Below are 12,800 nucleotides of genomic sequence, written 5' to 3' on the forward strand. Positions count from 1 at the left end.
GCTTAACGCTCGACGCGGAGGGGCGCTCCAGTCGCTTGAGGTTCGGAATCGCGGGCAGATTGCACCGGCCAGAGTGAGGCGATTGCTAACACGAAGAGTATGATCGTAGCTATCGCGTGGCGTCGTGTGACGAGTTTCTTTTGAATGCGTAGCACGAAAACGGTGAGATAGCCGAGCCAGATTAGGCAAGTCGCGGTGAGTTTAAATACAGGTACCAGTTCGTGGTTATTGACCCAAAATATGGAGCCAAAGATCAGTGAGGCACTGAGGACAATTACACCAGTGATCAGTAGGCGTTTGGCCATGAGATCCAATTGTTGCACGGAGGGCAGGTATTGGTAGAGGCCTTTGAATTGCTTCTTTTTGAGCCCGTGTTGCTGGATCAGAAACATGATAGATACCAGCGATAGGATGGCGAAAACACCGTAGCTAAAGATGGCGAGTGCGGCGTGGAGTTCGATCCAAGGGTTGCCACCGAAGATGCCGGGCGGGTAGGCGCGATCCCATGCGGGCACTGCAAATACGCCGGCCGCGAGCAGAGCGGCTAGGCCGGCGGTGAAAAAGCCGAGTAGGCGCAAGCGGAAGGCGGGACCGATGATGAAAAAGAGCAAGACCAGCGACCAGGCGATGAATTGCGCCACTTCAAAGATGTTGCCCAGTGGGCAGGCCTTGATTTCGGCGCCACGCAGGTTGAGCCCCAGTGTTTGAATTAGAAAGCCGCCCACCAATAAAGCGAACATGACCGCGCGCGGGTAGACGTGCCGCATCAGCAGAGTGACCAGCCCAAAGGTAAACGCGCCGCCGTAGATGGCGGCGGCCACCGCGAAGGCGTTTTTATCGGTCATGGCGATTTCGTTGAGCATGGTTGTAAGTTAATTCTTAAAGGTTTTGCTCAGGTCGATATAGTTTACTTGGAGCCCCGTCTGCTCCGCGAGCTGTGCCTGGCGTTTGTCGCAAGTAACAAAAGTTGTGATTTTGCTAACTATGGCTGTGGCAACGTGGAGGATGTCGAGCGTACGACAAAAATTTTCAGCAGAATAGCAGCGTGAGAGTTCGAAACTCTCATTCTCAATTAGTAAGGGATCGGGGCGCAACCGTAGCAGTCGGCCATTTGCGATATCTTCGTCTATGTAGAGGAGTGCTTGCTCTAGTTCTTCGGCGTGTATTCGCTTGCGGCCATAAAGTACCCGCAGAGAGTTTCTGAGTTCCATTTCCCCAATAAAGCTGAGTGGAAGTATCGCTTGCGATTGAGCGATCGCGACAGTTTCTCGGCTTCCATTTTCTTTGTTGTAGAGCTTTAAGAGGGAACTGGTATCAAAGTAGTGGCTAATATTCACCGCGTCCTTCACTTACAATGTCGGACCCCATGTTATCCATCGGTCTTGGACGGTCTCCGTAAATGCTCTTGAGCCGTGCCATCAAATCTGGCCATGGCTTTGGCTCTTTCGTTTCTTGGGCGGGTGTGATGTAGGCCACGGTGTCTTCACCCATGACCCAGCGCAGTGACTCGCCCGCGACGACGCGTTCACGCACCTCTCGGGTGTGCTTCTGCAGCTCGCGCGTGTTGATTGATTTCATGGTAGACATTGTGTCTGACATCGGATTTGGGTCAACTTTATTTACTCTTTCGCGCTTTAGAGCGAAGCCTATTGAGAATCAGAGCTTAATTAACGCAGGCGTCATAAATGAAGCCTCTACAGTAGGATTATTATTTTTGTGCCACGTAGGCGGGCGGTGTCGCGTGGGCAGTCTCGTAGGCGCCGTTCTGCCAGTCTTTGACCTTACTTGCTAGGAAATCGATAAATGCGGGCAATTCGTTGAGGCAGGGGATCTGCTCGAACGCTTCGCCGCCGGATTCGAGGAAGCTCTCGCGTCCGCGCATGGCGATTTCCTCCAGTGTTTCGAGGCAGTCAGCGGTGAAGGCCGGACACATTACTTTGACCTTTTTATGGCCGTCTTTCGGTAATTGCTCCAATGCCTTGTCAGTGTAAGGGTGCAGCCAAGGCTCGCGGCCGAGGCGGCTTTGGAAGGTGATCATGTACTTGTCCTTCGGGATCTTGGCGGCTGCGACGAACTTTTCGACAGTCATCGCGCACTGGTGGCGGTAGCAAGTGGCATGCGCCGGGTGGCAGGTATTGCAGCAGTCGTGGGTGGTCAGGCAATGACTGTGGGAAGGGTCACCTTTGACGAGATGACGTTGTGGGATGCCGTGGAAGGAAAAGACCAATTTGTCAAAGTCGCCGTCTTTCAGCGAGGGCATGGCGCGCTCCACCATGGCATCGATGTAGCCCGGCTCTTGGTAGAAGGGCGGCAGCAGTGTCGTTTTCAGGTCAGGCTTCATCTCGCGCGCGGCGTCCATTAGTGCCACCACTGCGGTCTCGTAGCTGGACATCGCATAGTGCGGATACATCGGGATGATGAAGAGGTCGTCGACGCCTTGATCCAGTAGCTCTTTTAGAGCATCGGGCGTCGATGGGTTGCCATAGCGCATGCCGAGGCCGACCGGGATGTCGATTTTTTCGGCGAGGGCGGCCTGTTGCTGGCGCGAGGTGACGATCAGTGGCGAGCCTTCGTCCAGCCAGACTTCAGAATAGGCTTCAGCAGATTCCCGCGGGCGTGTTGGTAGGATGAGGCAGTTGACCAGGAACCAGCGAATGGGGTAGGGGGCATCGAGCACGCGCCCATCCATGAGGAATTCGCGCAGATACTTCCGCACATCGCTGACTTCGGTGGAATCGGGCGAGCCGAGATTGAGGAGAATGACGCCTTGTTTGGACATAGGCTAAGAGAAGGTCGCCTAGCGCCATTTTGTCAAACCGAAGTGAAAAATCACTCAAGTCAGGCAACTTGCGCAAGCGTGCGGATGTCTACCATGCGTACTTTTAAGATGGCGACTGCAGATTCTCCATTGGGTTTGCTTGCTCGGATGGCGACACGCGTGTGATCGCCATGTACGGAGTATGCGCCGGGAGTGATGCTGAGCAGACCCTCCGGATTGATGGTGTCTAGGCTGATGATTCCATAAGATTCGGCTTCTGCGGTGTATTGGAGGTTTATGGCTCCAAACAGTGCATCCAAATCGATGATCTGGGGCGCGCCATCGTCTGTGATGGCGACTTCGATTGTTTCCAGTACTGAGTGGATGGTCTCGTTTTGGTAGGTTTTCATAATTTTGGTAGTTCGGGTGAAGTATGTGCCTAATTTACCATGTGGAACCTGAATCGTAGATGAATGGTGGAGCATTTTTCTAAATTTCCTGCCTCCTCATCACTCTATTCCGCCTGTGTTTTTAGGGGAATGGCTGTTTTAGATAAATTTTAACAGGCTCATTCATCTTTTGTTCATAGTGATTCAGGTAGAGTGGCCCCATGTTCATTAAACGCTATTCAATACACTCCAGGTGCCACGGATTTACCCTCGTCGAAGTCGTCGTCGCCTTGTCGATTATGGCGATCGCGTTGAGCTCGTCTGCGCTTTGTCTGCGAATGGGGATGATTCAATACGACAGCGCTCGATCTGCCAGCTATGCCACGCAGATACTACAAGACGAGGCTGAGAGTCTTAGACTTGAGAACTGGACATTCGTAGAGTCGTTGCCGACTCAGGCCAGTTTCGCGCAGTCCTTAAGCCAGGATTCCAAGTTTAGTTTTTATCGACAAGTCGCTCAGGCGGGGCCGGACGATGAAATCGTGAACGTATGGCTCATTGCCAACTGGACAGGTCTGAAGGGCGAAATGCACGAAATCAAGTTGCTCATGAAATACGCAAAGAACGGAACCTACGATTATCTATATGGCATCAACAGCTAAATACACATTTTATAACCAGCCGGGCGGCATTCGAGGCGCGTCTGGTTTTACCTTGGCCGAATTGCTGGTCTCGATCTCGATTACGCTTTTAGTTTCGACTGCAGTTTTAACTTTCTTTGTCTCCTTTGCAAAAGCGAGTCTCGCGATGTCCAGCTATTCGGAATTCGAACAGGATAACCGGAAGCTGCTGCAATATTTCTCACAGGATGTGAGGGATGCCGAGGCCGTTCTCTGGACGAGTGATCAGTGCTTAACTCTGATTAGCAAAGGCGTTCAGACGAGTTACGTCTACGACGCTTTACTGCAAACGGTTGTTCGAACTACACCGGGCGAGCCTTCACAGGAGATGGCGCAGAACTTATCGACGCTTACATTTTGTGCCTATGATAAGGATGGGGAATCAATACGTATCGCATCGAATACGAGCGCAGCTAATTCGGAGACAAAAATGATACAAGTTATCGGACGCTCAAGCAGGACTCTGAGCTCTGGCGCTAACACTAGTGCCGATCTAATCTCAGCGCGCTATATGATGCGTAATAAAGTGATTTTAACTCCTTAAAAACATGCACACATTTAGAATAAATCGACCCCGCCCATTACGTCAGCAAGGGAGCGCGCTTCTGCTTGCGATGATCTTTTCAAGTATTTTGGCGGTCGTCGCGATTCCGACCTATCTGAAGCTCAGCCAAAACACGGTGGCATTGGCCTATCGGGCGCATTATAATGTGGCCGCCGTGAATTTAGCGGAATCAGGGATCGAGTATGCCGTACACACGATCAGCGAGGTCGTTGCAGGGCGTTCTGATTGGGATGACTGGACAGTTGTTGGGAATGATGCTTCTATCGCGCTCGACTCATATACCTATGTCGGGGATATCACGGGAACACTCTCGATTTACATAATCGGGTATCAGTCCGAAGCACCAGAAGTCCTTTCGAAGGCGACGATTGAGTTTCCAAATCAGGCGGATATCGAAAAATACATGTATGCACAAATTTCGAGTTCGAGCAGTCGAGGTTTGTTTGCCTATGGAATGTTGACCAAGAATTCTATCAATGCGGGTGGAGGAGTTGTGTTTGACAGTTGGATTTCCGGGGCAGATCAGGATTCGAGTGCCGCATTTCAATTCTACGATGCCAGCTTGTCGCGCGACTCCGCCTCGATTGCGACGGCTTCGACTGCCGCAGGTGCCATTGATCTGGGCAGCTCAGATGTGTATGGCACCGCTGCGGTCGGCAGTTCGGAGAATTCAGGATTAACGATGGGATGGGGCGGACATGTAGGGCCGAGAGATGCGAGCCTGTGGCACCCCAGCGATTCTGAGCATCTGGAGTTGAAAGACCCCAAAGGCTGGAAAGTCTCGCTTGAAACCGGAGCTTTGAAGACGGGATTTTCCGCAAGCTTTGAAGACATTACAGCGCCTGACCTGGAACTGACAGATTTACGTTACACGTATCAACTGCCCTACACGGATCGTCAGAAGAAAAGCAACGCATCGTCCACCTGGTATGAAAATGTGTATGTCAATCAGGAGACGATTGGGAGCCCGGGGAGAGCACGGTGCTTGAGCTTGATACACTTGTCGTCAAATCGGATGCAGTTTTGCGAATCGAAGGCGACGTGATGATCCATTTTCCTGCCGAGAACCAAACGAGCATCGAAGTCATTGAGAGCGGTAAGATTAAGCTCGCCCCTGATGCGACTCTCACGATCTATGTCGCAGGTGACACAAAAGTGACTGGAGGTGGTATTTTTAATGAAATTGCGCCCCAGCAATTTCAGATCTGGGGCACTGCGACCAACAGTCAGCGAATTGATTTCCTGAATAATGGGCAGTTTAGCGGCGTGATTTATGCGCCCAATGCCTCTGTGAAAATTAAAGGTGATTCTGATCTGTATGGTTCGATCGTGTGTGCGGATATCACCCTGACTGGCAGCGGATCTTTTCGTTATGATGAGTCACTTGCGAATTATGCCGGAGACACAACTAGTTCAGGACCACCTGAAGTTACTTTCGTTGAAGAGTTGTCAGGTGACGAGCGGGCTCCTTATCTTGCGTATTTTAATCTTTAAGTCGCTTCAACTGTAAGTAGTCCGCACATGATTCGCTACCGTCCCCGCTTTACTATACCATTCATAAGTTGGTTTTCGTTTTTGCTATGCACCTCGTCGCTTCATGGCGTTGAAGAGATTCTGCAATTAGAAGAATATACAGTCTCAGCCAGTGACAATTCTCCCATGCTCCGTAGTGAGAGTGGACTGATCGAATGGTATGAGGGCGAGGCATGGGCCGCCTGGAACCCCGATGACGCGGTGAACTTGTTGGAGTATTTCCCCAATATTACGATCAACGAATTGAACCCCGGCTCTGACGAGTCGTTGATCTCTATTCGTGATAATAGTCAGCTGGCAAATGGTAGAACCTGGGTACTACTCGACGGCTTTCCACTCTCCAATCTGGTGAATGCAGGCGCGCAAGGTGCGTCGCGACTAAACGTTGTGGACCCACAAAGTATATCCAGTGTGGAGGTGCTGTATGGCTCCTATTCCGCGGAGTATGGCGGGTATGCGCTCGGGGGCGTGGTGAGCTACGAAACCAAACCTATTGAAGAGCGCTCTGCTAGATTTGCTGTGCGTTACATGCAACAGGACTTTGATCTATATGGTACGTCCGAAAGTTTATTAGGCTATCGTGCTGAAGTATTGCTGCAGGAGCGTATCGACAAATGGGGCATTGCGATCTCCGCCAGCCGATTTGAAAATGAGGGGCAGCCTGATCGCTACCTCCAAACCACTAATATCCGGACCACTCCGCCGCCGCCAACGTCGACGCTTGTTAAGGGTGCCTATGTGGACAGCGACCCTGAGGGGGAGGCGCGTATGACTTACGGCTCCGCAGGTGTCAGCACCACGATTCAAGATAATTTCGGAATCAAGGCCACTTACGACCTGAGTGCGCACACGACTTTACGATTCACCAGTCGCTATTCTTCCAGAGACACCGATCTCGATGCGGTCGAAAATTACCTTCGTGATGCCAGCGGCGATCCGATCTGGGGCGGCAATGTCACTCAGGATGGCAAAACTGTTATGCTCTCTTCGCGAGCTTTTGGCGAACAGAAGCTTGTGCGTGATGAAATTCTAAACGGTATCGGCGTGCGTGGTGAACTTCCTTCCGATTGGAAGTACGATCTGGTCTTGAGTGCCTTTCATACTTTAGATGAGCGTCGTTTGCGCTCCAATCAAAACTCAGCCGACCCTAGCTACGACGGGAGCGGCAGTGTCACGGAGACACCACACAAATACTGGCTGTACGGTAAAGCCAAAGTCATGCGAGACGACTTTCTCGGGCATGCGTCGCTTGCCTTCCTTGCTGGCTACGAATGGAATCAGGCCGGCTTTGAGGATCGTGAATATGCGTCGACTGATTGGAAGCAGGGGGATCATGCCGCCTTGAGTTCGAAGCGGGGCGGTGAGACTGAACTCCACTCCGCTTTTGGTGAATTAAGCTGGCAGATCGGGCCTTCCTTACAGCTCACCGGAGGACTGCGGGTCGACGATTGGTCTGCCTCGGACGGCTTCAGTGAAAGCCCGTCGGCTCGCAATGATTTCGATGGGCGTTCTGTGACTGAGTGGTCCCCGAAACTTAGCCTCCATATTCAGATTGATGATACAAACTCACTTCAGCTCAATGCCGCCCGGGCCTATCGCTTCCCGCTCGTTCTTGAATTATTTCAAACTACTCGTGATGAACTCACGGATGAAATTATCCTGAGCAACCCCGAGCTCGCACCCGAGCGCAGCGACAGCGTCGAGCTCTCTTGGATACGTGAAATAGAGCATGGGAATGTGCGTGGCACGGTGTTTTACAACGAAGTGTCCGATGCCATCTTATCGCAGTTTATCGAAGCCATGCCGCCTCCACCGGGACCACCTCCACCGGGCGGGGCACCACCTCCGCCGAGTAGCCGCTCCTACAATAATATTGATCGTGTCGAAACGATTGGTGTCGAGCTTTCGATTCAACGCCGTCATCTCTTCATTCGAGAGCTGTCAGGTGCTTTTAGTCTCAGTTATATGGATTCTAAGATCCGTGATTATGCGGCAGATCCCACTGTTGTAGGGAATCGTTATCCCGGGGTGCCCGAATGGCGTGCCAGCGGCAATCTGCGATATCGGATTCACCCATCACTGGAAGCCGCTCTGGGGGCTCGTTATCAGAGCCATGTATTTGAACGGATTGATAACGCTGATACGCGCGATACCATCCAAACCATCTCAGAACAACTCGTATTCGACTTGAGTATGCGCTATCGCATTATGGATGGATTGAATCTCAATGCACGAATCGACAATTTGTTGAATGAAGTCTACTTCACCAATCGCCCCGAACGGCAACGTAGCTTCACAGTAGGCTTGGACTATCGGTTCTGAAAACTCAGCTCGCACGTAATTTTATTTCACGCGTGATTCGAACTTTGGACCGCTCCAATTGATTCATCTCATGTTCATGTTGGATTCGCTATGATTCGCTCTATGTTAAAAGATTTCCTACAACTTTGCTCGATTGCGTGTGCCGTGCCGCTGTTGCTGTGGGGCGAATGGCCGCCGTCGCCTGTCGTCGATACGGGGCAAAACCTTTGCTATGACATCGGCGAGCCGATTCGTGCGCCCCGTGAGGGAGCTGCTTACTTTGGGCAGGATGCGCAGTATCAAGGCGTGCAGCCAAGTTATCGGGATAACGGCGATGGCACGGTCACGGATTTGGTGACGGGGCTGATGTGGTCTCAAGCCACGGATCCGAATAAGCTGAGTTTGGATGAAGCGAAGCAAGTCGCGAAAGATATGACGCTCGGTGGGCATGATGACTGGCGCGTGCCCAATGTGAAGGAGCTGTATAGTCTGATCGATTTTCGGGGTGTGACAGGATTGATGATGCGTGGCGGTATGAGTGAAGTGCCTGCGACATCGATCCCCTATATTAATACGGACTATTTTGAATTTCGTTATGGTGATGTCGCGCAGGGTGAGCGGTTTATTGATGCGCAGTGGTTGAGTGCGACAGTCAACGTAAGCCCGATCTTTGGTCGTCAAGCGGGCTTGTTCGGTGTGAATTTTGCAGATGGGCGGATCAAATGCTACCCGCTCAACGATCCACGACGGGGCAGCGCTAAGAAATTTTACGTGCGCTATGTGCGAGGGCGTGCGGATTATACAAAGAATGATTTTGTTGAGAATGACGACGGCACGGTCACGGATCGTGCCACAGGGTTAACATGGATGCAGGCCGATAGTGGGCGAGGCATGAACTGGGAGGATGCTCTGGAATATGCAGATCGCCTGCAAGCGGGTGGACATTCGGACTGGCGGGTTCCCAACGCGAAGGAGTTACTCTCGATCGTGGACTATCGTCGCTCGCCGGATACTACGAATTCCGCGGCGATTGATCCGATCTTTGAAGTCACTGCCATTCGCAATGAAGCCGGGGAGACGGACTATCCGTTTTTCTGGACGTCGACCACTCATCTGGACGGTCCCAACGCGCGGCAAGCCGTGTATGTTTGTTTCGGTCGCGGTATCGGCCAGATGCATGGGCGCACTCTGGATGTGCATGGCGCAGGCGCGCAGCGCAGCGACCCCAAGCTGGGCACGGGCGGACTGGGGCATGGCCCGGGATGCGCAACGCGTCGAAAATTATCTGCGTTGCGTGCGTGGCGGTGCGGTGTTGCGGGCGAATGCCGTGGAGTCGGCCCGCGATGCCTATCCAAACTTAGTGTCTGCAGATGGCCGTCGCTATCGTCCTGAGCCGATGAGCTTCGAAGAGCCTCCGCTGCGACGATCCGGGGAGCCTGGACGCGAGGGGCCGCACCCGCCCGGACCGGGGCACTCTCAAGGCATGCACCCTGCCCCTATGTTTTAACGATTTGTTTGCTATGTTACAGATTGCCAAATTCTTGAGAGAAGACATTAATGTCGATCGTATGCGTGTATTAGTCATAGAAGACGAAGCGGAGTTGTGCGAAACGATCGTAGAGACCCTGCGTGAAGAAGGCTACGCAGTCGATTCAAGTGCGGACGGCGAAGAGGGCCTCTATAAGGCGCTTCACTGGGACTATGATGCGGTCTTACTCGATATTATGTTGCCTAAGTTGGATGGCTGGCAGGTGTTGCAGGTGATCCGTAAGCACAAACAGGTGCCCGTTATGATGCTGACTGCGCGCGATGGTGTCGAAGACCGCATTAAAGGTCTGGACCATGGTGCGGACGACTACCTGCCCAAGCCTTTTGACCTAGCCGAGATGCTGGCACGCACGCGGGCGATCGCTCGCCGTAGTGTGGGGCAGAGTAGCAGCCAGTTGAAGATTGGAGCGATCTCGATCGACACAGCCGCACGTGAGGTGCGGAAAGAGGGGGAGCTGGTCGAGTTGACGGCTCGTGAGTATGCGCTCGTCGAGCTATTCTTTCGCAAAGTTGGTGAGGTGGTGACGCGCCAGTACATTTACGATCACCTCTTCGATGAGAATGAGGATAGTCTGTCAAATATGCTCGATGTGTATATTTACAAACTACGTCAGAAGCTTGGTAAGGACTTTATACGGACCATGCGTGGACACGGTTATATTGTAAAGAACGAGTCCGCTGCATGATTCTGCATTCCATACGCAGCCGTATTCAGGTCTGGCATACGTTATTATTGTCATTACTCATGTTAGGGCTTTTGACGGCATTTTATGTGCACGAAAAAGAGATTTTCGTGCGAGAATTTGACGCGAACTTGATGCAGTCGATCACTTCGCTGATGCCACGCTATGGCACTGGGGGGCCGGGGAGTAGCATACGACGAGGGCCGCCTCCGGGTGAAAATGGGAGGGACTCCTATGGTCCGGGGCCGCATGGTTATGCGCCCTCTGACGATGATCCGGAAGCACTGTGGGCTTGGCGCGATCGTGCCTCTGAGGGCATCATCGCCCAAGGGTGGTATGTGGTGTCGATGAGCCGGGATGGTTCGATCGTTTATAAGACGCCGAATGCGCCCGAGTCGGTGGAGTATCCAGAGCCGACGACGCGCACTCGTATGCTGAATTCTGCGATCCGTGTGGTGGGGACGAATCGAGAGTGTGTTCACTATGGCCCGCGTCGCGATGTGGTGATTTTGGGAGCTTCTGCGAGTCAGATTGATGAGCGTTTAGCTGTATTGCGCTGGCAGTTGGTGGGTGGTGGTGTGATCGTCGTCGTGCTTGGTTTTGTAATTGGTTGGTTTTTAGTCGGGCGCTCTCTAGAGCCCATCAACTCTGTAACCCGGACGGCTGCGGGGATTTCCCAGGGGGATTTGTCGCAGCGTATTGATGCGAGTGATATGGACTCCGAGCTTGGGCAGATGGTGGCTGTGCTGAATGAGACTTTTGCTAAGTTGGAATCTTCTTTTGATCAACAGGTGCGCTTTACGGCCGATGCCTCGCACGAGTTGCGCACGCCGATTTCGGTGATTTTGGCGAAGTGTCAGTTTGCGCTCATGCGCGAACGTAGTCCTGAGAAATACCGGGAAGCATTGAAGACTTGTGAGGCATCGGCGCAGCATGTTCGCCGCTTGGTGGAGTCCTTGCTGGAGTTGGCACGCATGGATTCGGGCGAGTTTAGGGTGATCCGAAGTCCCGGAGATCTTGCAGCTGTGGCTGAAAGCTGTGTGCAATTACTCAGTGCATTGGCGGAGGAGAAACAGATCGAGCTCGATGTGGACTTGCAGCCTGCAAGAGTGGACATGGACTTTGATCGGATGCATCAGGTCGGGATCAATTTGATCAGTAATGCGATCAAGTATGTGAACGCCGGCGGCTATGTGTATGTCAGGACCTATTCCGAACCTGGAGCTGCGGTGTTTGAGGTTCGTGATACAGGCATGGGCATTCGGCGGGAGAAATTGCCGCACCTGTTTGACCGCTTTTATCGCGTCAGCAAAGAACGCTCGGATGAGCAGAATAGCACTGGGCTCGGGCTTGCGATCACGAAGGCCATAGTCGATGCGCATGGTGCGGAAATTGATGTCGTGAGTGAATGGGGGAATGGCTCGACTTTTACCATCCGCTTTCCGCTGTAAGTTTACGACCCGCTTAGAGCGGTTGCCATGGCGCTTTGGGGCTCAGCCTTAATTCAGAAGTCAGAGGCCGAACAGCATCATCAGGCCGGCGAAGGAGAGCCACATCAATGCGATCGAGATGGAGCGGGCCAGCACGGCAATGCGGATAGCGGTGGCCCATTCACGCACATCGGTGAGTTGCCGTATGAGAATGAGTAGTAGCAGGAAGCTGAGGCCGATGCGGATGGGGTTCAATAGGCCGATGTAGAGTAAGTATTCCAGGCCTGCGCCTATGACTGCCACCGCTAAGCTGAGTGAAGCAATTTGGTAAAATAGGCAGGGGAAACCGCTCAGGCTGAAGGCGATCTGTAGCACAATGCAGGTGAGCACGACTTCCAGTATGAAACCAATCAGTACGTCACGCATGTGGTCGCGTGCTTGATTCCCGTGCCGCGTGTGTGATGCGTGCTCGTAGTTCTCGAGAGCTGCGTCGAGACTGTCATTGATTTCGTTGAAGTTATAGAGCTCGTTGAGTTTCTCTGCGTTATTTTCTTCGACTTGAATGCTTTCCGTTATGGTCATGTCGTTGCGAATGACAGGAATGTCGATTTTCAGCTCAGCGGTGCTTTGGGTGTTGAGTAGACTGGCGGCAGGGGCCTTGAGCTCGACTCCGTTTTCGCTAACTAGTTTGCCGGCCTTGAACTCTAGTTTGCGCTGGTCTGCGTATATGAGGATCGATCGATCTGCGATCTCCATACTAGAGATGGGTTTGCCGATTTCTGCTTCGACTGCTTGGACGCTCATGCCTTTGCTTAATGCGTGTGCGCTGAGGCCGAGTGCTAGACAGTTCAGGCAGATTAAAAAGAAATACTTCATGTAGGTAGCTATGGTTATTTGGGGGGGCAGTGATGAT

14 protein-coding genes are annotated in these 12,800 nt (G+C 52.5%); 8 read left to right on the forward strand and 6 right to left on the reverse strand.

The features are described from left to right. Positions 1 to 2: 2 nt before the first annotated feature. The 5 genes from SH580_RS13830 to SH580_RS13850 all read right to left on the reverse strand — a co-directional run bounded on the left by SH580_RS13830 (position 3) and on the right by SH580_RS13850 (position 3,168). Positions 3 to 863, reverse strand: coding sequence for a cytochrome C assembly family protein (locus SH580_RS13830; RefSeq protein ID WP_319831436.1), 861 nt, complete (start codon positions 861 to 863; stop codon positions 3 to 5). A gap of 9 nt (positions 864 to 872) precedes the next feature. Next, entirely contained in the window at positions 873 to 1,337 is a 465-nt protein-coding gene (locus tag SH580_RS13835; RefSeq protein ID WP_319831437.1) for a type II toxin-antitoxin system VapC family toxin, read from the reverse strand. Then, complete coding sequence (locus SH580_RS13840; protein ID WP_308985448.1) at positions 1,327 to 1,578, reverse strand: hypothetical protein; 252 nt, start codon at positions 1,576 to 1,578, stop codon at positions 1,327 to 1,329. The genes SH580_RS13835 and SH580_RS13840 overlap by 11 nt, the downstream gene beginning before the upstream one ends. A gap of 130 nt (positions 1,579 to 1,708) precedes the next feature. Then, positions 1,709 to 2,779, reverse strand: coding sequence for a ferrochelatase (gene hemH / locus SH580_RS13845; protein WP_319831438.1), 1,071 nt, complete (start codon positions 2,777 to 2,779; stop codon positions 1,709 to 1,711). Between the two features lie 59 nt (positions 2,780 to 2,838). Further along, positions 2,839 to 3,168, reverse strand: a complete 330-nt coding sequence (locus SH580_RS13850) for a hypothetical protein (protein WP_319831439.1) — start codon at positions 3,166 to 3,168, stop codon at positions 2,839 to 2,841. A 200-nt stretch (positions 3,169 to 3,368) separates the two neighbouring features. Between SH580_RS13850 and SH580_RS13855 the strand changes: the two genes are divergently transcribed. The 8 genes from SH580_RS13855 to SH580_RS13890 all read left to right on the forward strand — a co-directional run bounded on the left by SH580_RS13855 (position 3,369) and on the right by SH580_RS13890 (position 11,908). Then, positions 3,369 to 3,809 (forward strand): type IV pilus modification PilV family protein, encoded by a 441-nt coding sequence (locus tag SH580_RS13855; protein WP_319831440.1) that lies wholly within the window; start codon positions 3,369 to 3,371, stop codon positions 3,807 to 3,809. After that, the gene (locus tag SH580_RS13860; RefSeq protein ID WP_319831441.1) at positions 3,793 to 4,371 is read left to right on the forward strand and encodes a PulJ/GspJ family protein; all 579 of its coding nucleotides are present in this window, start codon (positions 3,793 to 3,795) and stop codon (positions 4,369 to 4,371) included. The genes SH580_RS13855 and SH580_RS13860 overlap by 17 nt, the downstream gene beginning before the upstream one ends. 4 nt (positions 4,372 to 4,375) lie before the next feature. Continuing rightward, positions 4,376 to 5,437, forward strand: a complete 1,062-nt coding sequence (locus tag SH580_RS13865; protein WP_319831442.1) for a hypothetical protein — start codon at positions 4,376 to 4,378, stop codon at positions 5,435 to 5,437. Beyond that, positions 5,437 to 5,886 (forward strand): DUF7305 domain-containing protein, encoded by a 450-nt coding sequence (locus SH580_RS13870; RefSeq protein ID WP_319831443.1) that lies wholly within the window; start codon positions 5,437 to 5,439, stop codon positions 5,884 to 5,886. Before SH580_RS13865 ends, SH580_RS13870 begins: the two co-directional genes overlap by 1 nt. Before the next feature lie 165 nt (positions 5,887 to 6,051). Next, the gene (locus SH580_RS13875) at positions 6,052 to 8,247 is read left to right on the forward strand and encodes a TonB-dependent receptor (RefSeq protein WP_319831444.1); all 2,196 of its coding nucleotides are present in this window, start codon (positions 6,052 to 6,054) and stop codon (positions 8,245 to 8,247) included. Between the two features lie 102 nt (positions 8,248 to 8,349). Then, positions 8,350 to 9,618 (forward strand): Lcl C-terminal domain-containing protein, encoded by a 1,269-nt coding sequence (locus SH580_RS13880; RefSeq protein WP_319831445.1) that lies wholly within the window; start codon positions 8,350 to 8,352, stop codon positions 9,616 to 9,618. Positions 9,619 to 9,746: 128 nt separating this feature from the next. Next, positions 9,747 to 10,460 (forward strand): response regulator transcription factor, encoded by a 714-nt coding sequence (locus SH580_RS13885; protein ID WP_319831446.1) that lies wholly within the window; start codon positions 9,747 to 9,749, stop codon positions 10,458 to 10,460. Continuing rightward, complete coding sequence (locus SH580_RS13890; RefSeq protein WP_319831447.1) at positions 10,457 to 11,908, forward strand: sensor histidine kinase; 1,452 nt, start codon at positions 10,457 to 10,459, stop codon at positions 11,906 to 11,908. Before SH580_RS13885 ends, SH580_RS13890 begins: the two co-directional genes overlap by 4 nt. A 60-nt stretch (positions 11,909 to 11,968) precedes the next feature. Here the strand turns inward: SH580_RS13890 and SH580_RS13895 are convergent, their stop codons facing one another. After that, the gene (locus SH580_RS13895; protein WP_319831448.1) at positions 11,969 to 12,763 is read right to left on the reverse strand and encodes a hypothetical protein; all 795 of its coding nucleotides are present in this window, start codon (positions 12,761 to 12,763) and stop codon (positions 11,969 to 11,971) included. Between the last annotated feature and the right edge of the window lie 37 nt (positions 12,764 to 12,800).

The sequence above is a fragment of the Coraliomargarita algicola genome (genome assembly GCF_033878955.1).
GTDB classification, from domain to species: domain Bacteria; phylum Verrucomicrobiota; class Verrucomicrobiia; order Opitutales; family Coraliomargaritaceae; genus Thalassobacterium; species Thalassobacterium algicola.